The sequence below is a fragment of the Beduini massiliensis genome, assembly GCF_000829905.1.
Taxonomy (GTDB): Bacteria; Bacillota_I; Bacilli_A; order Erysipelotrichales; family Coprobacillaceae; genus Beduini; species Beduini massiliensis.
In genome coordinates this window covers 537,628-563,304 of record NZ_CDPP01000005.1, presented here as the reverse complement: position 1 = coordinate 563,304, position 25,677 = coordinate 537,628, and the positions used below count along the sequence as shown (strand labels likewise).

At 35.9% G+C, this 25,677-nt stretch carries 19 protein-coding genes and 1 riboswitch; of the genes, 16 read left to right on the top strand and 3 right to left on the bottom strand.

Annotated features, from left to right (window positions below):
- Positions 1-6: 6 nt before the first annotated feature.
- The 3 genes from BN1225_RS09470 to BN1225_RS09460 are packed head-to-tail and all read left to right on the top strand — an operon-like array spanning position 7 to position 3,068.
- Positions 7-1,539, top strand: coding sequence for an ABC transporter substrate-binding protein (locus BN1225_RS09470; protein WP_041139546.1), 1,533 nt, complete (start codon positions 7-9; stop codon positions 1,537-1,539).
- Positions 1,532-2,320 carry an ABC transporter ATP-binding protein gene (locus BN1225_RS09465; RefSeq protein WP_052466538.1) on the top strand — a complete coding sequence of 263 codons (789 nt, stop codon included), beginning with the start codon at positions 1,532-1,534 and terminating at the stop codon, positions 2,318-2,320. The genes BN1225_RS09470 and BN1225_RS09465 overlap by 8 nt, the downstream gene beginning before the upstream one ends.
- Entirely contained in the window at positions 2,313-3,068 is a 756-nt protein-coding gene (locus BN1225_RS09460; RefSeq protein ID WP_052466537.1) for an ABC transporter ATP-binding protein, read from the top strand. The genes BN1225_RS09465 and BN1225_RS09460 overlap by 8 nt, the downstream gene beginning before the upstream one ends.
- 324 nt (positions 3,069-3,392) lie before the next feature.
- Here BN1225_RS09460 and BN1225_RS09455 read toward each other — a convergent pair whose 3' ends face one another.
- Positions 3,393-4,391 (bottom strand): GGGtGRT protein, encoded by a 999-nt coding sequence (locus tag BN1225_RS09455; RefSeq protein WP_041139545.1) that lies wholly within the window; start codon positions 4,389-4,391, stop codon positions 3,393-3,395.
- Between the two features lie 15 nt (positions 4,392-4,406).
- Positions 4,407-5,099, bottom strand: a complete 693-nt coding sequence (locus BN1225_RS09450; RefSeq protein WP_041139544.1) for an iron-sulfur cluster assembly scaffold protein — start codon at positions 5,097-5,099, stop codon at positions 4,407-4,409.
- 298 nt (positions 5,100-5,397) lie between these two features.
- Between BN1225_RS09450 and BN1225_RS09445 the strand changes: the two genes are divergently transcribed.
- The 5 genes from BN1225_RS09445 to BN1225_RS09425 all read left to right on the top strand — a co-directional run bounded on the left by BN1225_RS09445 (position 5,398) and on the right by BN1225_RS09425 (position 13,519).
- Positions 5,398-8,541 carry an FG-GAP repeat domain-containing protein gene (locus tag BN1225_RS09445; protein WP_041139543.1) on the top strand — a complete coding sequence of 1,048 codons (3,144 nt, stop codon included), beginning with the start codon at positions 5,398-5,400 and terminating at the stop codon, positions 8,539-8,541.
- Positions 8,534-9,466, top strand: a complete 933-nt coding sequence (locus BN1225_RS09440; protein WP_041139542.1) for an ABC transporter ATP-binding protein — start codon at positions 8,534-8,536, stop codon at positions 9,464-9,466. Before BN1225_RS09445 ends, BN1225_RS09440 begins: the two co-directional genes overlap by 8 nt.
- Positions 9,450-10,370: an ABC transporter permease gene (locus tag BN1225_RS09435; protein WP_041139541.1), complete on the top strand. Its 921-nt coding sequence runs from the start codon at positions 9,450-9,452 to the stop codon at positions 10,368-10,370. The genes BN1225_RS09440 and BN1225_RS09435 overlap by 17 nt, the downstream gene beginning before the upstream one ends.
- A 25-nt stretch (positions 10,371-10,395) precedes the next feature.
- Positions 10,396-11,208, top strand: coding sequence for a C39 family peptidase (locus tag BN1225_RS09430; RefSeq protein WP_052466535.1), 813 nt, complete (start codon positions 10,396-10,398; stop codon positions 11,206-11,208).
- Positions 11,209-11,305: 97 nt separating this feature from the next.
- Positions 11,306-13,519, top strand: a complete 2,214-nt coding sequence (locus BN1225_RS09425) for a P-loop NTPase fold protein (RefSeq protein WP_147585201.1) — start codon at positions 11,306-11,308, stop codon at positions 13,517-13,519.
- Here the strand turns inward: BN1225_RS09425 and BN1225_RS09420 are convergent.
- Positions 13,510-14,019 (bottom strand): RNA polymerase sigma factor, encoded by a 510-nt coding sequence (locus BN1225_RS09420; protein WP_041139539.1) that lies wholly within the window; start codon positions 14,017-14,019, stop codon positions 13,510-13,512. The genes BN1225_RS09425 and BN1225_RS09420 overlap by 10 nt on opposite strands.
- Positions 14,020-14,414: 395 nt before the next feature.
- Positions 14,415-14,514, top strand: a riboswitch (purine riboswitch).
- A gap of 79 nt (positions 14,515-14,593) precedes the next feature.
- On the opposite strand from BN1225_RS09420, the gene BN1225_RS09415 reads away from it, so the two are divergent.
- The 8 genes from BN1225_RS09415 to BN1225_RS09380 are packed head-to-tail and all read left to right on the top strand — an operon-like array spanning position 14,594 to position 25,677.
- Positions 14,594-16,264: a formate--tetrahydrofolate ligase gene (locus BN1225_RS09415; RefSeq protein ID WP_041139538.1), complete on the top strand. Its 1,671-nt coding sequence runs from the start codon at positions 14,594-14,596 to the stop codon at positions 16,262-16,264.
- Between the two features lie 13 nt (positions 16,265-16,277).
- Complete coding sequence (gene purE, locus BN1225_RS09410) at positions 16,278-16,766, top strand: 5-(carboxyamino)imidazole ribonucleotide mutase (protein WP_041139537.1); 489 nt, start codon at positions 16,278-16,280, stop codon at positions 16,764-16,766.
- Positions 16,767-16,791: 25 nt separating this feature from the next.
- Positions 16,792-17,496, top strand: coding sequence for a phosphoribosylaminoimidazolesuccinocarboxamide synthase (gene purC / locus BN1225_RS09405; protein WP_041139536.1), 705 nt, complete (start codon positions 16,792-16,794; stop codon positions 17,494-17,496).
- A 13-nt stretch (positions 17,497-17,509) separates the two neighbouring features.
- A complete protein-coding gene (gene purM / locus BN1225_RS09400; protein ID WP_041139535.1) occupies positions 17,510-18,535 on the top strand; it encodes a phosphoribosylformylglycinamidine cyclo-ligase in 1,026 nt (341 codons plus the stop codon).
- Complete coding sequence (purN, locus tag BN1225_RS09395; RefSeq protein ID WP_041139534.1) at positions 18,529-19,119, top strand: phosphoribosylglycinamide formyltransferase; 591 nt, start codon at positions 18,529-18,531, stop codon at positions 19,117-19,119. The genes purM and purN overlap by 7 nt, the downstream gene beginning before the upstream one ends.
- The gene (purH, locus tag BN1225_RS09390) at positions 19,116-20,642 is read left to right on the top strand and encodes a bifunctional phosphoribosylaminoimidazolecarboxamide formyltransferase/IMP cyclohydrolase (RefSeq protein WP_041139533.1); all 1,527 of its coding nucleotides are present in this window, start codon (positions 19,116-19,118) and stop codon (positions 20,640-20,642) included. Before purN ends, purH begins: the two co-directional genes overlap by 4 nt.
- A 10-nt stretch (positions 20,643-20,652) precedes the next feature.
- On the top strand, positions 20,653-21,909 hold the full coding sequence (gene purD / locus BN1225_RS14985; protein ID WP_041139532.1) for a phosphoribosylamine--glycine ligase: 1,257 nt from the start codon (positions 20,653-20,655) through the stop codon (positions 21,907-21,909).
- Between the two features lie 12 nt (positions 21,910-21,921).
- Positions 21,922-25,677, top strand: a complete 3,756-nt coding sequence (locus tag BN1225_RS09380; protein ID WP_041139531.1) for a phosphoribosylformylglycinamidine synthase — start codon at positions 21,922-21,924, stop codon at positions 25,675-25,677.

Sequence of the window (25,677 nt, the reverse complement as noted above, 5' to 3'; positions counted from 1 at the left end):
GGAATTATGAAAAAAATCAGACATTGTTTATTCTGTTTATTACTTAGTTTATCGTTACTGGGATGTCAAGCTGGGCAAAAAAACAATCCTCAGCCGAATCATTTGAATGCAGCGATGTTTTGGATCAGTACATCCTTAGATCCTACAAATGATTATGATGGTTGGGTGTTAAGCCGTATAGGCGTAGGGGAAACCTTATTTCGTTTAAATGAAGCATTTGAAGTGGAACCATGGCTGGCAGACAGCTATCAACAGGTAGATGACACCACTTGGCAATTTCATATTCGAGAGGGGATTCGATTTTCTAATGGCAACGTTGTGGATGGTGAAAGCGTGAAATCCTGTATTGAAAGAGCCTTTACGAAAAACGCTCGGGCTAAAGATTATTTTGACTTAAGTCATGTGGAAGCGTCAGGACAAAATGTTACTGTATATTTAAACACAGCAAGCGGAGCCGTCATTAATAATTTATGTGAACCCTTGTTTACGATTTATGATGCCTCTGAAAATGAAGATAAGATACAAACTTCACCTAGCTGTACCGGTGCTTTTGTAATTGATCAGTTTGTACCTGAAACAACGATTGACTCTTCAGCGAATAAAAATTACTGGGATGGCCAGGTGGGACTGGAAACTGTACATTTTACACAAGTAGCGGATTCTGATTCACGTGTTTTAGCGTTGCAGTCTGGTGAGGTAGATTTAGTGACAACCATCGATTATTCAAATCTTTCTTTATTTAGTGATGAATCAAAGTACACAGTGTCACAGGTGTTGGGTCCACGATGCAACGTGGTCTATATGAATAATACATCTCAATTTTTATCTGACCAAACTTTACGTCAGGCATTGTCGTATGCGATTGATCGTCATAGCATTGTCCAGTTAACAGGAGGAAAAGAGGCATTAGGTTTATATTCAAGTGCATTGCCTTATGGGGAAGGAATAACCAATGCTTATGATTACAACCCTAAGGAAGCGATACGTCTATTGGATCAGGCAGGTTATGTAGATAGCAACGGGGACGGTATACGTGAAATAAATGGGCGAAACATTGTAATCGAATATTATGAAAGCGCAGATCATGGATCAAGTGATGCTAGTATTATTGCGCAATCGATTCAAAATGAAGCAAAAGAAATTGGGATTTCTATCCATATCAATCAAGTAGAAAACTTAGCTGATATAAAAGCATCTGGAACATTCGATATGTGTTCAGCAAATGATTCAACCGCTCCAACCGGTGATCCTGAAGTATTCTTACAATTTCATTACCGAAGTGGTGCAAAGGAAAATATTGCTCGCTATACTAATCCAACTGTTGATCAGATGATATTGACATTAGCCGGAACATTCGATATTAAAGAACGTCAGGAACTTTCTAAAGAGATTTCTGAAATTTTATTAGAAGACGCGGTAAGCTTATATGTATCTTATCTGCCATTAAATACCATTACTTCCTCTAAGGTTAAAGGTGCAAATCAGCATCCGGTTGATTATTATATGGTGACAAAGGATATCCGTGTTCAAAATGATTAATCTAGTTGAATATCATCATATTGATCTATATTATCAGGATCAGCCTGTTTTAAAAGATATTTGTTTGACCATTCCTAAGAATAAAACCGTAGCGATTGTAGGGCAGAGCGGCTCAGGGAAATCAACCTTGCTTAAATTAACGATGCAGTTATTGGGAAAAGATGCAGTCGTTCAAAATGGTCGGATTCTTTTTGAGGGACAGGAACTGTTATCATTAAATACACATTCGTGGCAATCGATTCGGGGCAGAGAGATTGGAATGATCTTTCAAAATGCAAGTCAGTATTTTGATCCGCGAAAAAAGATAAAGGATCAATACCTTGAAATTTTATCTAAACATTTTAATATGGATAAAAATACGGCTTTAGAGACAGCACAAAAACAAATGCGTCAAGTCTCTTTGCTTAGTCCTGATTCTGTCTTAGGGAAATATCCTTTTGAGTTATCCGGAGGAATGGCACAGCGAGTGGCAATTGCAATGGCATTAAGTTTGAAACCAAAGCTTCTTTTAGCCGATGAACCGACAAGTGCATTAGATGTTGTGAGTCAAAAACAGATTTTAGAAGAATTTCGTATGATCAAGGAAAGGGAAGAAATGACTATCATGATCGTCACTCATAATATGGCAGTAGCCCAATATTTAGCGGATTATATTGCAGTGATGAATCATGGTGGCATTGTCGAATTTGGTACGCGTGATCAAATCATTTATTCTCCCCAGCATCCCTATACTAAACTTCTTTTAGAGGTGACGAAAAAGGAGGAACATTACCATGGATGAACCGATTTTCTCTCTAAAAGATGTCTCTCAAGTGTATATAAATAATAGTGAAAAAAATGAAGCTTTGAAACATGTGAATCTGACTATTTATCATGGCGAATGTTTAGGGATTGTAGGGCAGAGTGGCTGTGGCAAAAGCACACTTGGAAAAATCATTTCCTTAATTGATAAACCGACTCAAGGGGAAGTATACTATCAAGGGAATAAAATCCAATTTAGTGACCGCAGTATTTATCCGATCCGAAAAGAAATTCAATATATTTTTCAAGATCCTATCAGTGCTTTTTCACCACGTAAAAAGATCATAAAGTTCTTGTTGGAACCTTATGTGAACTTTAAACTTTGTCCTAAAAAAGAAGCTTTAATCCAGATTGAACATTATCTAAAACAAGTCGGTTTAGATCAAAGTTGTTTGAATAAATATCCGCATCAGTTAAGTGGGGGACAACTGCAAAGAATCGTTATCGCAAGGACATTATCTTTATCTCCTAAACTAATAGTCTGTGATGAAATGACAAGTGCTTTAGATGTAATCGTGCAAGATGAAATCCTGACATTAATGAAAAAACTACAGATTGAAAATCAACTGACACTTGTGTTTATTTCTCATGATCTTTCGATTGTGCAACGGTTTTGTGATCGTACAATGGTCTTATTTGATGGAGAACAAATCGAATGTTTAAACAGCAAGGATTTTACTGCTTCGAAGCATCCTTATATAGAATTATTAAAGGACGCTATACTTTAAATACGCTCTTATCGGAGTGTATTTTTATTTTTTTGAAATATAAAAAGGAGAAGTATAAATTTAAAAAGAGTGATGATTGAAAAGAATATATAAATTACAATTAAAATAGTGTTTAATACGGTTTATTTAATTTAGAAAATACAAAACTTTTCAGTTAGAAGAGTATGTTTTTATTTGTGTTTTCTGAAAAAACACTAATTTAATGTTATATAACAATGTTTACTATGAAGAATGACTGGAATTTAAAAATAATTATTGTGAAACTGAATCAAAAAAGTTCTGACATAAAATCAGAACTTTTCATATTTTGATATAAAACTGTAATTATTTACAAGCTTCTTCGATTGCTACAGCTACAGCAACAGTTGCTCCAACCATTGGGTTGTTACCCATACCGATTAATCCCATCATTTCTACGTGAGCAGGAACTGATGAAGAACCAGCGAATTGAGCATCTGAATGCATACGTCCCATAGTATCCGTCATACCATAAGAAGCAGGTCCGGCTCCCATATTATCTGGGTGTAATGTACGTCCAGTACCACCACCAGAAGCAACTGAGAAATATTTTTTACCTTGTTCGATACATTCTTTTTTATATGTACCAGCAACAGGATGTTGGAAACGAGTAGGGTTTGTAGAGTTACCAGTGATTGATACGTCTACACCTTCACGATGCATGATTGCTACCCCTTCACGAACATCATCAGCACCATAGCAGTTTACTTTAGCTCTTGGTCCATCAGAGTAAGCAGTTGTAGAAAGAACTTTTACTTCTCCTGTGAAATAATCAAATTGAGTTTCTACATAAGTGAATCCATTGATTCTTGAGATGATCTTAGCAGCATCTTTACCTAAACCGTTTAAGATAACTCTTAATGGTTTAGTTCTAACTTTGTTAGCTTTTTCAGCGATCTTGATAGCTCCTTCAGCAGCAGCGAAAGATTCATGTCCGGCTAAGAAAGCAAAACATTCTGTGTTTTCATCTAATAACATTGAACCTAAGTTACCATGTCCTAAACCAACTTTACGATCATCAGCTACAGATCCTGGAATACAGAATGATTGTAACCCAATACCGATTGTTTTAGCGGCATCTACAGCTTTTACGTCACCGTTTTTAATTGCCATTGCAGCACCTACAGTGTAAGCCCAACAAGCATTTTCAAAACAGATTGGCTGAGTTGATTTTACGATATCGTAAACATTAATTCCTTTTTCATCGCAGATAGCTTTTGCTTCTTCGATAGATTTGATATCAAATTTAGCTAATGCAGCGTTAATTTGATCAATTCTTCTTTCATAACTTTCAAATAATGCCATTGTTTGTACCCCCTATTATTCCTTTCTTGGATCGATGTACTTAGCAGCTTCATCAAATCTACCGTAAGTTCCAGTAGCTTCAGCCATTGCTTCATTAGCATCTTTTCCAGCTTTAATCATATCCATCATTCTACCTAAGTTGATGAATTCATAACCGATGATTTCCCCATTAGCATCTAAAGCGATTTTGTTAATGTAACCTTCAGTTAATTCTAAGTATCTAGGTCCTTTTAATTTAGTAGCGTAAGATGTACCAGTCATACTTCTTAAACCTTTACCTAAATCTTCAAGTCCGGCACCGATAGGTAATCCACCTTCTGAGAAAGCAGATTGAGTACGTCCGTAAACGATTTGTAAGAACAATTCTCTCATTGCAGTATTAATAGCGTCACAAACTAAGTCAGTGTTTAAACCTTCTAATAAAGTTTTACCAACTAAAGCTTCAGAAGCCATTGCTGCAGAGTGAGTCATTCCTGAACATCCGATCGTTTCGATCAATGCTTCTTCAATGATTCCTTCTTTAACATTTAAAGTTAATTTACAAGCCCCTTGCTGAGGTGCACACCAACCGATACCATGTGTCAAACCGCTGATGTCTTTAATTTCTTTTGAATATACCCATCTTCCTTCTTCTGGAATTGGAGCACATCCGTGTGAAGCGCCAATTTTAACACTGCACATTTGTTCTACTTCATGTGAATAAATCATGTTTTAATAAACTCCTTTCATTTGATTATGATTTCAATTTCCGTATGAATACAATAACTATTCATGCATCTTTAAGGCAACCGTAATTACCTAGACTTAGTATAAAGTAAAGAGGCTCTAAAGTCAATTGCACTTTCAGTCATTTTTAGGTCAAATAAGATAAAATCCCTTATGAAAAATGGAAATCTACAATTACTTTTTAAATATCTGAAAAAGAAATTTTTAATATTTCTTAAGATTCTCTTAAATACGGTTTTTTATGTTTTTTTCATGTTAGGATATGGGCGGAGGGAAGATTATGAAAAAACGATTATCAATTATCATGACCATGTTGATGGTGGCAGTCAGTACACTTAGCCCAATCCACGGTCAGTCATCATCCTCACTAACGCCTTATAGTGATGGATTAGATGCCAAGAGCACAAGCTCTACCAAATATGTGAATATAAGTGAAAGCTTATCCGGGTATATGCTTGCAACCAGTGAAGGGTTAAGTATTATCGGAAATGATCAGTTTAAAGTAACCACGAGCTATCCAGTAAAAGACTATGAAATCGTTAACGATGTGAACCAAGGCGGACAAAATGATATTCTTGTTTACATGGATAGCCCTAACGGACAAGATAATGTAGCATTAATCAGCAGTGAAGACTCTAAGGTTTTATTTTCTAAGAATTATCATCATCTAAATACAGAACAAGGAAAAGGACAATTTGAAGAAAACTCAAAAGTTCTGCAGTTGTTATATAAAGAGGGACGTATCTATATTTTATATGATTACCATATTATTTGTTTAGATTTAGAAGGCAATCAAATCTTTGATTATGAAGACAAAGATAATATTTGGAAAATGATACCGGTAGGGGATAATGGACTTGCTTTTACATGCCAAACCGGTATGGTGAAACTGTTGGATCGCAGTACTGGTAAAGTGCAGTGGTCTGTGCAGTTAACAGGAACACTGCAAGTTCCGACAATGGACCCCAATCGTACAAGTGCCGTTCAATTAAATGTTTGGGATCTCTATTTAGTAAATGATTCACTTTTTGTTACTGCGGAAAACGGTACGCTTGTACAATTAAACAAAGATACAGGTGATTTTATAAACTCGGTTGATTTAGGGATGATCAGTGAGGAACAGTTAATCCGTCAGTTATCTTCTAATTCGGGATATGACAGTCAATATCGTCCGACTGTATTTCCAAATGGAATAACAACTAATGGATTTATGGGGTATACGATCGAACCGATAAAAGACCATACACTTTTAATTAGTGGTTTCTTAGGCCATGAAAAAGCACAGACATTTAAGTCCGATGGGGGAATGATGAGCAGAGGAGAACAACAAGTGATTCTTCCGGCTCTGGGTATTTATGATCAAGAGACAAATCAAATCACCCAAACATTTACATTTGAACAATATAATTTGAAATCTTCAAATGCGATCCTTTCTACTTATCAAGATCAAGACGTTATCATAGCGCCAAGTTATAGTAAAAAAGGGGAATTGAAAATAAATATTTATTCTTTAGAAGATGGACAAATGATAGGGCAAGAAAGTATCAAAGCGCCATCGATTAAAGAAAAAGATGAAAAGATCAAGATTATTAAAGCAGAAGATCGCTATTTAGTTCAAAGTGAAGGCAATGTTACATTCTATATATCTAATGATTTTAAATCTATTGAATATGTTGGTAACTTATCTATGGCTTCAATCATAGCGAATACGAATGAAGGAATGTTAGTGGGTTATAGTGAAAGTGGAATAACTACTAAAATTAAAAAATTAAATAATGGGAATAAAGATGATGTTTTATTTAACTTTGATTTGCCAGAAGAATTTATTGGCTGTTCCAATGGTTTGGAATCCATTCAATATGATGAAAAAACAAATCATTTATTGATGCTGGTCAACAAACGCAGCAGCAATAATACCGTTGAAGCAAGCCATATCTTAATTGTGGATGCGAATGATGGGGCATTGCTTGAAAATAAAGCAGTGGTTTTGGATAAAGGGGTTGATGAGTTCGGGAAAGCCTATACCCATTATGTAACAGGTGAAAAAATTAGTTATTTTAAAGATATGAATAATGATGGTATTAAAGAAATACTAGTTGACACCTTTATTATTGACGGGAAAACAATGACGCTAAAATCAATGTATTCACAAACTGCAGATGAGGCGGGGTCAATCATTGAAGTTGGAGATGTCAATAATGATGGCGTAGCAGATTTTATTTTATTTGGTGAAACACAGGCAAATCTTTATTATTCAAAAGTTTCGGGATATGATGTGTCTTATGCGAAATCAGGAATTAAATTAGATTACGCCAAAGATTTGCAGAACCAAGTTCAAGCCTTGCAAATGGAAGATTTAGATCATGATGGTGTTCATGATGTGATCATCAATGCGAGAAATGCAAACAACTATCAAGTATATCGTGTTATTGATGGAAAAACATTACAGACAAAATATGATTTGATGAAAGATGGGGTTTACAACTGGGGGGAATCTTTTGAATTCCCAGGGGTTGACTATAATCAGGATGGTGTGGATGATATCGTATATAACACACCAGAAGGTTATATCGAGATTGTTAATGGAAATACCGGTGAAACATTAGATTCACATAATACGTATCCGGAATATGGACAGCACACATGGCAGGCACCTATGGCACAGGAAGGAATGATTCCTATTAAGATTGAGCCTGATAGTCATAAGATCGCATTATTAGAGGATGTTAGTGGTGACGGAAAGAAAGATGTCGCCTATCTCACTTCAACTGTTGACGAAAACAGTTATCGTTCTAAAACGATGCTTTCAATCAAAGACAGTACAACTTTTGAAGAAATAAAATCAATTGAAGTCATACAGGATATATCTATCGATTTTGTATTGATCGGAGTTGAAGGAAGTAAAAAAGTGATGTTTAATTTAGATGGCTTCATGCAGATTTATGATTATGAACAAGAACGTCCGATTGCCGGGTTTGCAACAGGAGTTCAATACGCTAAAAACATATCTGATACACATATTTTGATCTCAAATAATGAAGGAAATCTCTATATGTTAGATGATGCGATTGACTTTAATTTAGGAGATACCTCGGAAACGATTAAGGGCGGATATATGACATTGCAGTGGCAAAGTGATAAGAGCGGGAAAATGACTATTTCTGATGGCGGTGAAACAGTGCTAACAACAGCGGCCAACGAAGCAACCTTCCGTCTGCTTGAAGGGGAGCATAACTTAACCTTATCTTATAATGATGGCTATGGCAAAACGACACATCAAACCGTGCGTGTTAATGTGAAAAAAGGACATGCTTTAAGCTATTTCTTCAACTTTGGGTTAGTATTGGTATTAGGATTGATTGCAGGATTGTTGTTCTATCCTAAATATCGTTTAAATAAAAAGGCAGGTGTTAAACGTGGATAAAATTATTGAAATATCTCATTTGAATAAAAAATTTGGTGATTTTACAGCTATCGATGATCTGTCCTTCTCATTAGAAAGCGGGAAAATTTATGGAATTATCGGTCCAAATGGGGCTGGGAAATCAACGACAATGTCCTTGTTAATGGGACTGATTTATCCCTCTCAAGGTACCGGTACGGTGAAAAATTTTCCTTTAGGGTCGCAGGAAGCAAAGCAAATCATGGGATATTCGCCGGAATTTCCATCTTTTTACAGCGATATGAACTGTTTAGAGTATTTAGTTTATATGGGCACACTCTCCGGGTTAACTTATGATGAGGCGATTGAGCGAACTAAAGAATTAATTAAAGAATTTGATTTAGAAGCTCATTTATTTAAGAAGGTCAATAAGTTTTCGACTGGGATGAAGAAAAAAGTCGGGTTGATTCAAGCGATGATCCATGATCCGGAAATTCTTTTATTAGATGAACCTACGGCTAACTTAGATCCAACCAGTCGTATGGAAATTATCGATACTTTGAAACGTTTGGTTACACAAAAAAAGATGACGGTTCTGATCAGTTCTCATGTTTTAACCGAATTGGAAATGATTATCGATCATGTGATTATGATTAATAAAGGGAGAATTGTTTTAGACCAGCCATTATCGCAAGTACAGGAAGTCTTTAATAAAGAAGTATTGTTGGTTCGTTGTTCGGATAACCAAATGATGGAAGCTTATCTAGCAAAACAAGGCTATGATTGTTCTTTAGTAAAAGATAAAATCAGAATTAAAGCCGGAGATAAAAACCTCTGCAAACAAACGATAGTGGAATTCATTTACCACAATCATTTAACATTAGACTTACTGCAGGAAGAGGCAGTGACTTTGGAAAATCTATATAAACAATTAGTGGAGGGAGAACAAAATGAAGCACATATTTAATAAGACCTATTCTAAAATGTTTACCTATGTCACAATGCCGATTGTAGTGGCAGCTAGTCTTTTTGCCGGATATTTACTTGCCGGAGACTATTTAGATGTCGTGACAAGAAACCCCACTTTTGTCTACTTGTCACAGCGTTTAGCTGTGATGTATTGCATGCTGACCTTTGTTTTAATTGCTGGACTTTGCATCTGGATGATCGTTGCGAATACTTCATCAGGACTGTTTGCCAATGAGCTGCATGAAGGAACACTGCGCCTGCTTTTATCAAAACCGGTGAGCCGTTATGAATTAGTTGTCGGCAAAATTGGGGGGATGTTGGCAGGAGCGATGACATATCTTGGTATTTCTTTGTTGATTGTCCTGGGAATCTTTACTTTAAGAGCTCAGCCCGATCAAGATATTCTGATTTATTTATTAAAATATACTTTTGTTTTCATGTTGTATGGGGCGTTTGTGATTCTAATTGCCGGAGCAATCGGAAGTTTCCTTTCTACCTGTTTTAAGAAAAAAGTTCCGGCATTATTAGTTCTGGCATTGATTGGTTTCTTAATCTTTGGTATCATTCCAATAGCTAGAACAATTACACAATCATTGGGAGTTTATGATAAAATGCATTTATATCTGTTTGATCTGAACTATCAATTTGCTCTCATCTTTAATTCATTTACACAATTAATCGGGCAGTTGTCTAGTTCAGCAGGTCAAATTGAAGTTTACAATGTCTTTACTAACTTGTTTAAAAGCGTTCCGACGGATATTGATATCACATTATCATCAGGAAGTTTGATGGTATTAAATAAAGCGCTGAGCAGTGTGATCGTCGTTGGTGGCTATGGGGTATTAACCGCAGTGTTATATGCATTATCATTTAGAAGAATGAAATTAAAAGACGTATCATAGTATTTATAAGGTAGGAGGTAATGCAATGAGTAAGCGTGCAGTCAGAAGGTTATTGCTGGTAATCGTTGTTTTTGGAATTATAATCGGTGGGAGCGCTTATTTGTTGCAATCCGGTATTTTTATGAAACAGAAAAAATCGATTGGATTAACAGATCCATTAGCTATACAATTAAATGAGTTATATCCGGATAATAAAAAAGTTCATGAGATTATTTATAATCTGAAAAATTATCCGCGTGCTTTGGTATCCGTACTTCTTGTCTACGAAGAAGAAATTGATTATGTGTATAATTATCCAAATCGACAGCATTTTGATGAAATTGTATTAACGGAACAAGATTTTAAGAGAGAAGTCCCTTTGTTTATTCAATGGGATGCGCGTTGGGGATACGACTATTATGCGGATGAGATGATGGGGTTGAATGCTTGCGGTCCTACTTCATTAGCAATGGTGATCTCAGCACTCACAGGTAATCGTGACATTAATCCACGCTTAGTTGCACAATTTGCATATGATAATGGCTATTATGTGCAGGATGTTGGAACGATGTGGACACTAATGTCGGAAGGGGCAAGTGCCTTTGGGGTACAAGGAACACAGCTTTCGGGTAATGCTCAAAGTATTTTGGATGCCTTAAATCAAGGACATTTGGTGATCCTAAGTGTCGGCCCTGGTGATTTTACACCATCCGGACATTTTATCGTGTTAACAGGTATTGATGAAAAAGGACAGATCATCTTAAATGATCCGAACAGTCCTAAAAGAAGTGACATGCATTGGGATATTCAACGTTTGGTGAATCAAACCGCAGGTGCATGGGAATTTACAAAGTTATGAGAACTGTCATGAAAATGGCAGTTCTTTTGTTGTTGTCTGATAATTGTGGATTGGTAAGGATGATGTTATAATTAAAGAAACAAGGGAGGTGATGAAAGTGGAAGTTATAAAAAGATATGTAGGACATCACATGAGAAAAATATACTATTTAAGAGATAGATTTGTTCGATTAGCTTCTTGTCTGATTTTTACTTTACTTTTATGTGCATGTTTTATTTGGTATAAATGGAACGGCTTTGGAAATCCCGATAATAATTTAATTGTTTTGATCATATGCGGCACGCTTTCCATCGAATTTATATTGTTATTTATATATAATCATATGACAATTAGTATGGTCAAATGGATAAAATATGGAAAGTTATTCTTGTTCGAGTTGTTATATTTCTTTGGAATAATTGTATTACTTAAATATAAATCAGTGACTCTTGATGATCTGTTATTTCAGTCAGTATCATTATTTTTTCAGGTGTTAATTATGATTAATGGATTGGCAATAATGATTGTTACAGTTTTTTTGAATATCTTTGGAACAGGAAAAAAATTTCTAACTGTAAATAGAAAAATGAGCTTATCTTCATATAAAGGTATTAAGCTTACATTTTTAAGCATTATCATTTTAGGACATATATTTTATATAGAAACTGCGCTTACTAGTCATGTTTTCTATTTTAGTCTTATGATATTTTTATTCAGCTTTTGGCTAGTTCTGGTCATTTCTTATTTTCCATACGATATGAATGACTTAGCGGAAGCAGTTTCAATTGAATTTCTAAACCTTCATATGAAAGATCTGTTACACAATAAAATATACTTAAATGAATCTATTCTTGAATTTAAAGCTTATCGTATATTTAAAATTGACTTAAATAGACTGTTTCCTAAAGGGGCTTTAAATAAAGAAGTAAAAATTGTAAATCAGCCTTTTGTATGTTTTGAAAAAAACTATGACTCTATTAAAGAAGGAACATCTTGTTATTTAGCGGTAAGTGATAATGGAGTTGAAAGATTAGCTAAATTACAGGTTTTGTTAATGTATCGAGATAGGGATAATAAAAAATCAAAGAAATTTTTATTAAGCTTCTATATTAAATATGTCAATATTAAAGGTGAAATTATTATAGTGGATAAATATGTCGATGGTTATAAAAAAGTTCTTTCTTCTACAGTAAATCAAGATTTTGAATATTGGAAAAAGAATAAGTTTGATTTCAAAAAAATATATAAAAAATGTTATCAATATCCACATGGGTTAGACTTATTTCAAAATAAATTGCTTTTAAAAGAAATTACAGAGAATAGAAAGTGGGTACATCATGAAGGCGGTTATGGTGTCGGGAAAACCAGTTTAGATGTCTTAACCGTTTCAAATACCGGATTTAAACCAGTGGTCGTGTCCCCATGGGCAGAGAATTATGATCAAGATATACTAAGTTTAGTTTTTAAGAATGTAGCAGAAAATTCAAATAGGTCATTTTATTTTCCAGATCGATCAGTCATGATGTTTTATTTTTTAGAATTAGTAACATTAGTCCCAACCTTTTATTTCATTTTGACTTACCTTAAGATTCATCTTATTTCTGTGTTTTTTGCTGATATTATAAAAAATATCAATCAGTTTCATAGCTATGGTCCTCTTTTTATTGGCGGTGCAAGTGTAATTTTAGCGATAGCGACAGCGAGTTTCTTTTTGCCGCATCTTATTTTACTGAGAAAGAATTCGACAAAACTCTATCAAACTTTTTATCTTAAAGAAATCAGAAAAACATTGTTAAGAGAAAAAATGGTATTCATTGTTGAAGATGTTGATCGTTTAAATAAAACGGCTTTAGAAGATACTGTCAGAACACTTAGTACCCTTAATGATATGTGTTATCACGTAAAAAGGATAATCGGTATTATTTCTTATAGCAAAAGCAATATTGCATCATTAGTCAATGAAGGGGTGCATAATGATATCTTAGAAGATATAGAAAATAAAATTATTTATGAAGATATATTTAAAGACTATTCTAACCAAGAAACAATGCGAACTTATTTAAAAGCTTCGTTATTTAGTATTGTTTACCAAAACGAGAAAGAAGATAAGTTTAGCTGCTATCATAAATTAAATCGAGAGATTGATTGCATGTCGTTTAAAAACGATAATTTACGAGACATACATAAGTTTTTAGATGATATTTCTGAAAAGGAAACGCTAAATGAACATCAAATTATTGAATTGTTGAAGGATAAGTTTAAAAAAGAAAGTAACTTATATACAAGATTAAAAGATAGTTTTTTAGAAAAGAGGGGCTTTCATTATAAATAATGTTTTTTGATGAATTTATCTTTTAGTTCATAAATGGCTTGATGATATAGTTTGTCAAAATATGTTCTGCTGATATTCAAATGTTTATATATTTTATGTCTTGGTGTCTTTTTGATTACATAATAGTAGATGAGCTGTTTTTGAAGAAAATCCAATTGATGAAATGCCCAACGCACATCATAAAATAATTGTTTTCTGCACATTATCTGATGAGGTGAGTCAAAAGAATAAGCTGGTTGGTCTTCAAAGATGCGAATGTGTTTTTGATATCTGATGTTCTTGCGAAAGTGATTCATCGCTATGTATTTAGCGAAACCAAATGCCCAAGTGGTAGTTTTTGATTCATGTCTAAATGCTGGATATTTTAAGTCGCATTTGTATAGTGTTTCATTTATAATTTCATCAACATCAAATGAATGTACATGGTAATAATGAGATAAATATTTTGGCAGTTTTTGATATAGATAATCTTTTATTTCGTTTAGCTGTTGATTAGTCATTCGCTATACCCCCTCTATTATATGTTTCTAAAAATAACCCTTAATTAAAATATAACATAGAAATATAAACTTTTGAATGATTGGTTTCTATTTAATGAAACCACCGATATGAGAATTCGTTTGTGAAAAAAGAAATATGTATTATATGTCATATAAGAGGGTGCCCTAAGAAATGGGGTTAATAAAGCAAAAAAAGGATAAATGAGGCATTGCAATCTGAAGGAAGCGATGTCAAATTAGAATTTTTAATGAGATCGTACAAGCGTACGATTTTTTTGTTGATGACGTTAAAAGTGCCAAGAGAATGGCTCTTTTATTTATCAAAGGGCTTACATTACTAAATTTTTGATTTAAAAGAAATATTATTGTGAAATAGCCCTAAATATGGTATAAATTAGATGAATGTTGTATTATCTTGTATATTTTTGAATGCATGGGTCAAGAGTCTCTACCTACACCCCATAAGTGTAGACTACAAGATTAAAAAAAGCATTATCTTTTAATGCGTTTTTTAAGTTTTTAAAAGGGGGACGGGTATTTCCCCTTATTTAATTTCAAGGAAAGGGTGTCATGAATGAAAACTGATGTTGAAATTGCTCAAGAAGCGACAATGCTGCCGATTAAAGAAGTAGCAAGTAAGATTGGCTTAGAAGAAGATGATTTGGAACTTTATGGGAAATATAAAGCGAAAATCTCATTAGAAACAATCAAACGTTTAGAAAATGAAAAAGATGGGAAATTGATCTTAGTAACAGCGATCAATCCGACCCCGGCGGGTGAGGGAAAAACAACGACCATGATTGGTCTTGGTCAAGCAATGAATAAGATTGGAAAAAATGCAATCGTTGCCATGCGTGAGCCATCTTTAGGGCCTTGTTTTGGCGTAAAAGGAGGAGCAGCTGGCGGTGGTTATGCTCAAGTGGTTCCAATGGAAGATATCAATCTTCATTTTACCGGAGATATCCATGCGATTACAGCAGCGAACAACCTGATCTCAGCTATGCTGGATAACTCTTTACAGCAAGGAAATCCTTTAAATATTGATACACGCAGTATCGTATGGAAACGTGTTGTTGATTTAAATGATCGCGCTTTAAGACACACGGTATGTGGTTTAGGCGGAAAAACAAACGGGGTTCCAAGAGAAGATGGATTTGATATTACGGTAGCTTCAGAAGTAATGGCCATCCTTTGTTTAGCAAGCGACTTAGAAGACTTAAAGCAGCGTGCTGCAAGAATGATTGTCGCTTATAACTATGATGGAAATCCGGTCACTGTCGATGATTTGAAAGCAACCGGAGCAGTAACGATCTTATTGAAAGATGCGATTAAACCAAATATGGTGCAGACATTGGATCATACACCGGTATTTGTTCATGGCGGACCTTTTGCTAATATTGCTCATGGATGCAATTCTGTGATGGCAACAAAACTCGCAATGAAATTAGGCGATTATGCGATTACAGAAGCGGGATTTGGAGCTGATTTAGGAGCAGAAAAATTCTTTGATATCAAATGTGCACAGACCGGGTTAAAACCGGATGCCTGCGTCATTGTGGCGACAGTACGTGCATTGAAAATGCATGGAGGTGTAGATAAAAAAGAATTAGGAACAGAAAATTTAGAAGCCTTAGCTTCAGGAATTGAAAACTTAGAAAAACACATTGAAAATGTTCATAAATTTGGAGTGCCGGCAATTGTAGCCATCAATGCTTTCCCAACGGATACGGAAGCAGAATTACAGTTGTTAAATGAAAAATGCGAGAAAATGGGAGCTGAAGTTTCAATTTCCAAAGTATGGGAATTAGGTGCAGATGGGGGAATCGATTTAGCTAATAAGTTGATTACTTTATTGGAAACAAAAACTTCTTCATTTAAACCGTTATATGATAAAGAAGCCTCTATTAAAGATAAGATTACAACGATCGCTAAAGAAGTTTATGGTGCACAAGGAGTCATCTTTGATAGAAAAGCAAACTTAACGATTAAACGTTTAGAAAGATTGGGATTAGCTAATTTACCGATCTGTATGGCGAAAACACAGTATTCATTATCAGACCAACCGACGCTTTTAGGGCGACCTAAAGGATTTACTGTTAAAATCAATGACATTATCGTATCTGCAGGAGCAGGATTTATCGTGGCGATTTCAGGAGATATTATGAGAATGCCGGGATTACCTAAAGTGCCAGCAGCATGCAATATGGATATTGATGAAAACGGAAAAATTGTTGGATTATTTTAAGAAGGAGATAAATATGAGAGTAGCAATTGTTATGGGTTCTGCCAGTGACCTGCCAAAAATGACTGACGCAATCGACTTTTTGAAAAGCTTTGGGGTAGAAGTAAGTGTTCGTGCCTTATCTGCTCACCGCGCACATGAGGCGTTAAGTGAATTTTTAAACGAAACTAAAACAGATGGTACAGAAGTGATTATTGCGGCTGCTGGAAAAGCTGCCCATTTACCTGGAGTTATCGCTTCACAAACAATCAAACCTGTTATTGGAGTACCTATTAAAGGTTCTGCACTGGACGGAATGGATGCATTATTATCTATCGTACAAATGCCTGCCGGAATCCCTGTTGCTACCGTAGCGATTGACGGAAGTAAAAATGCAGCGATTTTAGCTTTACAAATGATGGCAATTAAACATGAGGATATCAAAGCTAAATTAAATAAACATCGTGAAGAAATGACTGCAGAAGCATTAAACGCAAACACTAAAATCATGGAACAATATAAATAGTTAAGATTGAAGGAGAAGTAAAACAATGGCACAACCATTATATGAAGGAAAAGCAAAACAAGTATTTGCCACAGATAAATCAGATGAGTATATTATTCATTACAAAGATGATGCCACTGCTGGAAACGGTGCAAAACATGATCAATTCGCAGGGAAAGGCGTGTTAAATAATACGATTTCTTGTATTATTTTTGAAATGTTGGAAGCAGCAGGAATCAAAACACACATGATTGAAAAAGTGAATGAACGTGATATTCGTGTAAAAAAAGTAACGATTTTACCTTTAGAAGTGATCGTTAGAAATATTACAGCCGGATCTTTTTGCAAACGTTTAGGTGTAGAGGAAGGCATTGTATTAGATGAGCCTATCTTTGAAATGAGTTATAAGAATGATGATTATGGTGATCCTTTGATCAATGACGATCATGCGGTAGCTTTAAAATTAGCAACACGTGACGAAATTAACTTTTTAAGAGAAGAAACATTAAAAATTAATGCGTTATTGAAAGAATTCTTCTTAAAATTTAATTTGAAACTTGTAGATTTCAAAATAGAATTCGGTAAGACTGATGATGGTATAATTGTATTAGCGGATGAGATTTCACCGGATACATGCCGTTTATGGGATGTTGAAACCAATCAAAAATATGATAAAGATGTTTTCAGACAGGATATCGGAGATTTGATTGAAACTTATAAAGCGGTTCTTGAAAGAATGCAGACTAAATAAAAGGAGATTACAGATGGATTACAAAAAAGCTGGAGTAGATATTGAAGCAGGCTATAAATCAGTAGAATTGATGAAAAAGCACATCAAACAGACAATGAGACCCGAAGTGTTAGGGGGCATTGGGGGATTTGCCGGAGCATTTGATTTAAGCGCAATTAAGAATATGGAAGAACCTGTTCTTTTATCAGGAACAGATGGTTGTGGAACAAAAGTAAAACTAGCATTTATTTTAGATAAGCATGATACGATTGGAATCGATGCGGTAGCAATGTGTGTCAATGATATTGTTTGCTCTGGTGGTGAACCATTATTTTTCCTTGATTATATTGCTTGTGGAAAAAACTATCCGGAAAAGATTGCGACTATTGTAAGTGGTGTCGCTCAAGGGTGCGTTCAGTCTGAATGTGCGCTTGTTGGTGGAGAGACTGCCGAACATCCAGGATTAATGCCGGAAGATGATTACGATCTTGCAGGATTTGCGGTAGGTGTCGTGGATAAAAAAGACATTATTGATGGTCAAACTATAAAACCGGGAGATGTGTTGGTAGGAATCGCTTCGAGCGGAGTTCACAGCAATGGTTTCTCTTTAGTGCGTCAGGTGTTTGAAATGAGCAAAGAATCATTGAATACTTATTATGATGAATTAGGAAAAACATTGGGAGAAGCATTGATCGAACCGACGAAGATTTATGTCAAAGCACTTAAAAATGTTAGAAATGCTGGTGTTAAAATTAAAGGCTGTTCACATATTACGGGTGGTGGATTTGATGAAAATGTACCAAGAATGCTGCCTGAAGGAATAAGAGCAGTTATTAAAAAAGATAGCTATGAAGTACCGGCAATCTTTAAACTAATCGAAAAGAATGGAAATATTGCAGAAGAAATGATGTATAACACATTCAATATGGGACTTGGTATGGTGATTGCTTTAGATCCAAAAGATGTAGATGCAGCAATGAGTGCCATTAAAGATGCTGGGGATGAATGTTATATTGTAGGACATGTTGAAGCAGGTGACAAAGGAGTTACTCTATGCTAAAAATGGCTGTCTTTGTATCTGGAGGCGGAACAAATTTGCAATCTCTTATTGATGCTACCCAAAACGGCAGCATCAATGGAGAAATTGTTTTAGTTGTTTCTAACCGCAAAAACGCTTATGGGTTAGAAAGAGCTAGAAATGCTTCCATCAAAGCTGAAACAATTAAAGATCAAGATCTATTAATTCAACGATTGCAGGAAGAAAACGTTGAATTAATTGTTTTAGCAGGTTATTTAGCTATCATCCCGGAAAAATTAGTTCAGTTATATCCAAATCGTATTTTAAATATTCATCCATCTTTGATACCTGCTTTCTGCGGACCGGGATTCTACGGCATTCATGTTCATGAAGCAGTATTAAAAAGAGGAGCTAAAGTGAGTGGGGCAACCGTTCATTTTGTAAACGAAGAAGTAGATGGCGGTCCAATTGTGATTCAAGAAGCTGTTGATATCGCAGACTTGGAAACGGCAGAAGACATTCAGCAAAGAGTATTAAAAATAGAACATCGTATCTTGCCAAAAGCAGTGCAGTTGTTTTGTGACGGAAAGATAACGGTAGAAAAAGGAAGGGCAAAAATCATATGAAAAAAAGAGCGTTAATTAGTGTAACGGATAAAACCGGAATCGTTGAATTTGCTAGTGGGTTAATAGGTTTAGGTTATGAAGTGGTTTCTACTGGAGGAACGATGAAACAGCTGCGTGAGGCTGGATTGGATTGTATTGCGATCGATGATGTGACAGGATTCCCGGAAATCTTAGATGGTCGCGTTAAAACACTGCATCCAATGGTTCATGGGGGATTATTGTTTAGAAGAGATGACCCTAAGCATGTAGAAACAGTGGAAAAAATGAATATTCAGCCTATTGATATCGTATGTGTCAATTTATATCAATTTGAAAAAGCATTAAAAGAAGGAAAACCGATGGAAGATATGATTGAAAATATCGATATCGGCGGACCATCTATGATTCGATCTGCTGCGAAAAATTTCAAAGATGTTTTAATTGTGACGGATCCAGCAGATTATAATGAAGTACTAGAAGCGTTAAAGGATCAAAAAGATGACTACAATTTCAGATTAAACTTAGCCTATAAAGCATTTAGTTTAACCGGAAGCTATGATGCAATGATTTCTCGCTATTTTGCCGGAGTCGTTGGTGATGACTTCCCGGATATCTTGAATATTTCGTTAAAGAAAACAGAACATTTGCGTTATGGGGAAAACTCACAGCAAAGAGCGAATGCTTATGAAGATCCTTTTGTACAACATACCTTATTGGACTATGAACAATTAAACGGAAAAGAAATTTCGTTCAACAATGTTAACGATTTATATGGAGCGGTTGCATTAGTAAGAGAATTTAAAGATCAGACTGTGACGGCTGCTATTAAGCATTCTACGCCTTGTGGGGTTGCCATTGCGGATACAGGATATGATTCTTATGTCAAAGCATATGAAGCAGATCCACAATCTATTTTTGGTGGTATTGTTGCTGTAAACTATAAAATTGATAAAGAGACAGCTTTGGAAATGAAAAAGACATTCCTGGAAATTGTCGCTGCACCGGATTTTGATGAAGAAGCTTTGGAAGTCTTAAAGAAGAAAAAGAATCTGCGTATCTTAAAATTAAAGAACTTAGATGCACGTGAAGCAAAATATGATATTAAATATTTAGAAGGAAAAGTATTGGTTCAGGATATCAATGATAAAATGATTGATGAAATCAAGGTAGTCACTAAAGCACAGCCAACCCCAGCACAATTAAGTGATATGGAGTTTGGTATGAAAGTAGTGAAATTCGTTAAATCAAATGCTATTTGTATCGTTAAAAACGGAGTGACGCTTGCTATTGGCGGTGGTCAGACTTCACGTGTTTGGGCATTGGAAAACGCCATACATAATAATCAGGATAAAGATTTCAATGGCGCTGTTTTAGCGAGTGATGCGTATTTCCCATTTGGAGACAGTGTAGAAACTGCACATAAAGCAGGAATCAGTGCCGTTATCCAACCAGGTGGAAGTATCCGAGATCAAGAATCTATTGATTACTGTGATGCCAATGAGATGCCAATGGTATTCACTGGCTTAAGACACTTTAGACACTAGGAGGCTTGTCATGAAGGTATTAGTTATCGGTGGAGGCGGTCGTGAACATGCGATTGCCTACGCCCTTTCAAAAAGTAAAAGAGTAAGTGAAATCCATGCCATTCCGGGGAATCCGGGCATTGCTCAGATTGGAACATGCCATCCGGGCAGTGTCACTGATATTGAAGCCATCAAACAATTTGTAAAAGAGAATCATATTGATTTTACAGTTATCGGTCCGGAAGATCCGCTATGTTTAGGTATGGCAGATGAACTGACCGCAATCGGGTGTCCGGTTTTTGGACCGCAAAAAAAAGCGGCACAATTAGAAGGCAGCAAAGCTTTTTCAAAAGAATTTATGATGAGACATCATATTCCAACAGCGGCTTATAAAGAAGTAAACAGTTATGATGAAGCTGTTTTGGCATTGGATGAATTCAGCTACCCGGTAGTCGTAAAGGCTGATGGTCTGGCGGCTGGTAAAGGCGTGGTAATCTGTGAAAACCATGAAGAAGCCATCCAAGCGTTGAAAGATATTATGGAAACAAAAACTTTGGGCGAAGCCGGAAGTAAAGTGGTCATTGAAGAATTCTTAAAAGGGTTTGAATGTTCGCTGTTATGTTTTACAGATGGCGAAACGATTGTGCCTATGGTAAGTGCGAAAGATCATAAACAGGTTTTTGATGGGAATAAAGGACCAAATACTGGAGGAATGGGGACTTTCTCACCCAATCCATTCTTGCCAAAAGAAATTGAAGAGACTTTCCAAGAAAAAATCTTAGATCCTTTTATGAAGGGACTAAAAGCAGATCAAATGGATTACCGCGGGGTTGTTTTCATCGGTTTAATGATCGATGGTCAAGATGTCAAAGTACTTGAATTCAACGTTCGCTTTGGTGATCCGGAAACACAGTCGATCCTGCTTCGTTTAGAAACCGACATCCTAGATATCTTTGAAGCGGTTTCGAAAAGAAAATTGAATACAGTGAATATTCAATGGAAAAAAGAATCTGCCGGATGTCTGGTATTAGCTTCGGGAGGATATCCGGGAAGCTATGAAAAAGGAAAATTAATTGAACATTTAGATGAAGTCGCAGAGGATATTATCATCTTCCATGCCGGAACTGCTTTTGATGATCAGCATCATGTTGTTACAAATGGTGGACGTGTATTGAATATCTGTGCATTGGGATCTTCATTAGAGGAAATTCGTGAAAAAATATATGCTGCAGCAAAAGTCATCGATTTTGATGGTAAATATTACCGAAATGATATCGGTCTAATTTAAGAGGGGTCACGTATGAGCAAAGTATATCGCGTATATGTAGAAAAAAGAAAAGAAAATGCAGTAGAAGCAGAAGCTGCAAAGAACCAGTTAATTGAAGAATTGGGAATGAACCAAATTGAAAGCTTAAGCATTGTTCATCGTTATGATGTTCAAGGGGTAAGTGAAGAAGTATTAAATGAAGCTATTCCAACTATTTTATCTGAACCTATGGTAGATGATGTTTATTTGGAAGACTATGCAAGCAAAGATGCAAAAGTGTTTGCGATTGAATTTTTACCGGGACAATATGATCAAAGAGCCGATTCGACAGAACAATGTTTTGAAATCTTAACAGGAAGTGCTACGGTAAAAGTAAAATGTGCTAAATTATTTGTACTGCATGGAGACTTAACCGACAGTGATATTAAGAAAATTCAAGACTTCTTAATCAATCCGGTTGATCAGCGTTTAGCTTCATTAGAAAAATACGAAGACTTAGCGGATCAGATGCCAGAAATCAAACCTGTTCCTGTATTGACAGGATTTAATCAGTTAGACGAAAATGGATTGAGAGATTTTGTCCGTGATCAGGGATTGGCAATGAATGATGATGATTTAAAAGTCACACAGGATTATTTTAAAACGATCAATCGTGAACCTACTGAAACAGAAATCAAAGTATTGGATACTTACTGGTCAGATCATTGCCGTCATACGACCTTTGGTACGATCATTACAGATTTAGATATTGAAAACGGAGCTTTCAAAGAAATTCTGGAAAAAGATGTTGAATCTTATAAAGCAAGCCGTCATTTAGTTTATGGAATTGAAACCAAAAGACCATTGACATTAATGGATTTGGCAACCATTTCAATGAAAGAATTAAGAAAAACCGGGTATTTGGATGATATGGAGGTATCTGAAGAAATCAATGCTTGTTCCGTAGAAATTACTGTTAAAACAAATGCCGGAGATGAGCAATGGCTGTTAATGTTTAAAAATGAAACACATAACCATCCAACCGAAATCGAACCATTTGGTGGAGCAGCGACCTGTTTAGGAGGCGCCATTCGTGATCCATTATCAGGAAGAGCTTATGTCTATCAGTCAATGCGTATCACCGGTGCCGGGGATCCACGTAAATCGATTGAAGAAACCTTAAAAGGAAAGCTTCCGCAAAGTAAGATTTGTCGTGAAGCGGCACATGGATTCTCATCATACGGAAATCAGATTGGATTAACGACAGGATATGTTCATGAAATTTATGACGAAGGGTACGTGGCTAAACGTATGGAATTGGGAGCAGTTGTAGCAGCAGCACCCAAACACCAGGTTATCCGTGACATCCCTCAAGCAGGACAGATTGTCTTATTGATCGGCGGACGTACAGGTCGTGATGGTGTTGGGGGAGCAACCGGTTCATCAAAATCACATGATATTAAATCAATTGAAACTGCCGGAGCAGAAGTGCAAAAAGGGAATCCGGTTGAAGAAAGAAAGATTCAACGTTTATTCAGAAATGAAGAAGTAAGTAAACGTATTGTGCGCTGTAATGACTTTGGAGCCGGTGGTGTTTGTGTCGCTGTCGGAGAATTAGCACCGGGGTTAGATATTGAATTGGATAATGTTTTAAAGAAATATGATGGGTTAACCGGTACAGAATTAGCTGTTTCTGAATCACAGGAAAGAATGGCTATTGTAGTGGAACCAAGTGATGTAGACTTTATTAAACAAGCCTGTGCAGATGAAAACTTGGAAGTAGTGCAAGTCGCAACCGTGACAAAAGAACCACGTTTGGTGATGCATCATATGGGACAGACAATCGTGGATATCGAACGTGACTTCTTAGATGCTGCCGGTGCAAAACGTTATCAGGATGTAAAAATCACGTTACCTGATTTCACATGTACACCATTTGATTCAACAGCAGCTAAAGACTTTAAAACAACTGTAAAAGATGTTTTAGGAGATTTAGCGGTATGTTCTCAAAAAGGATTAGTAGAACGTTTCGATTCATCTATCGGGAATGCAACGGTATTATCTCCTTACGGCGGTAAAACTTACCGTACCGAAACAGAGGGAATGTGTGCGTTAATTCCGGTATTAGGGAAAGAAACCACAACGGCCTCTTTGATGACTTATGGATATGATCCTAAAATTTCTACTTGGTCACCTTATCATGGAGCGGTTTATGCAGTAGTAGAATCTATCGCGAAAATCGTTGCAATGGGAGGAGATTACCACAGAATTCGTTTCAGTTTCCAAGAATACTTTGAAAAACTATTGGATGATCCGGTACGTTGGGGAAAACCAATGGCAGCTTTATTAGGTGCATTTAAAGTTCAAAAAGAATTAAAACTGCCTTCAATTGGTGGAAAAGATTCGATGTCAGGATCATTTGAAGATATTCATGTCCCTCCAACATTAGTCTCTTTTGCAATCGTTTCAGAGGAAGTCCAACATGTTATTTCTCCTGAATTAAAGGGAAGCGGACATCTATTAGTAGAGTTCATGCTGAAAAAAGATAAATATCATTTGTTTGATTATGCTCAGCTGCAAGCTCAATATGATGTGGTATCTTCTTTAGCGAAAGCGGGGAAAGTATTAAGTGCTTACACCGTGAAAGCTGGTGGATTGATCGAAGCAGTCAGCAAGATGGCTTTCGGTAATGAAATCGGTGTTGAATTTGCGGATACATTAACGATGGAAGATTTATTAGCTAACCATTACGGACATATCGTTGCTGAAATCGAAGATATCAAAGATATTGAAGGTTTAGAAAATGTTCGTGTGATTGCCGCTACAAATACATCAAAAACTTTAGCTTATAAAGAGGAAAGCATTACTTTAGATGAAGCATATCAGGCAAATAGTGAAACGTTGGAAAAAATCTATCCGACAACCCAAGCTGCTGAAAGTGATGAAGTGATTGTAAAAGATTGCAATGAAAGAAGTTCGTTAAAAGCGAAAGTCATTGTTGATACACCAAAAGTTGTTATTCCGGTGTTCCCGGGAACGAACTGTGAATATGATTCAAAACGTGCTTTTGAAAAAGCCGGAGCAGAAGTAGAATTAGTATTGATTCGAAATAAAACAGAAAAAGATATTGCCAATTCTATCGATGATTTAGAAAAAGCAATTCAATCTGCAAATATTGTGATGCTGCCAGGAGGATTCTCTGCCGGTGATGAGCCGGAAGGATCAGGTAAATTCATTGCTACAGTGTTAAGAAACCCTCGTTTAAAAGCGGCTATTACTGATTTATTGGAAAATCGTGACGGTTTAATGATCGGTATCTGTAACGGATTCCAAGCGTTAGTTAAGTTAGGATTATTGCCTTATGGTAAGATTTCTGATCTGACTAAGAATGATCCAACATTAACATTCAATACAATCGGACGTCACTTATCACAGATGGTAACAACGCGTATTGCAAGCGTTAAATCACCTTGGCTGGCAAATGTAGAAGTGGGAGATCAGCATATTATCCCGATTTCTCATGGAGAAGGTCGTTTTGTAGGACCTAAAGAAGTGATTGAAGAATTATTCGCTAACGGACAAGTTTTCACACAATATGTAGGACCGGACGGACAGCCAACGATGGAATCACCATATAATCCTAATGGTTCAATGGCAGCAATTGAAGGTATTATCTCTATTGACGGACGTGTCATCGGTAAGATGGGACATAGTGAACGTCAGGGAGACAACCGTTTCAAAAATATTTATGGTGAAATGGATCAGAAATTATTTGAAGCAGGTGTAAATTATTTTAAAGGCGGAAAATAG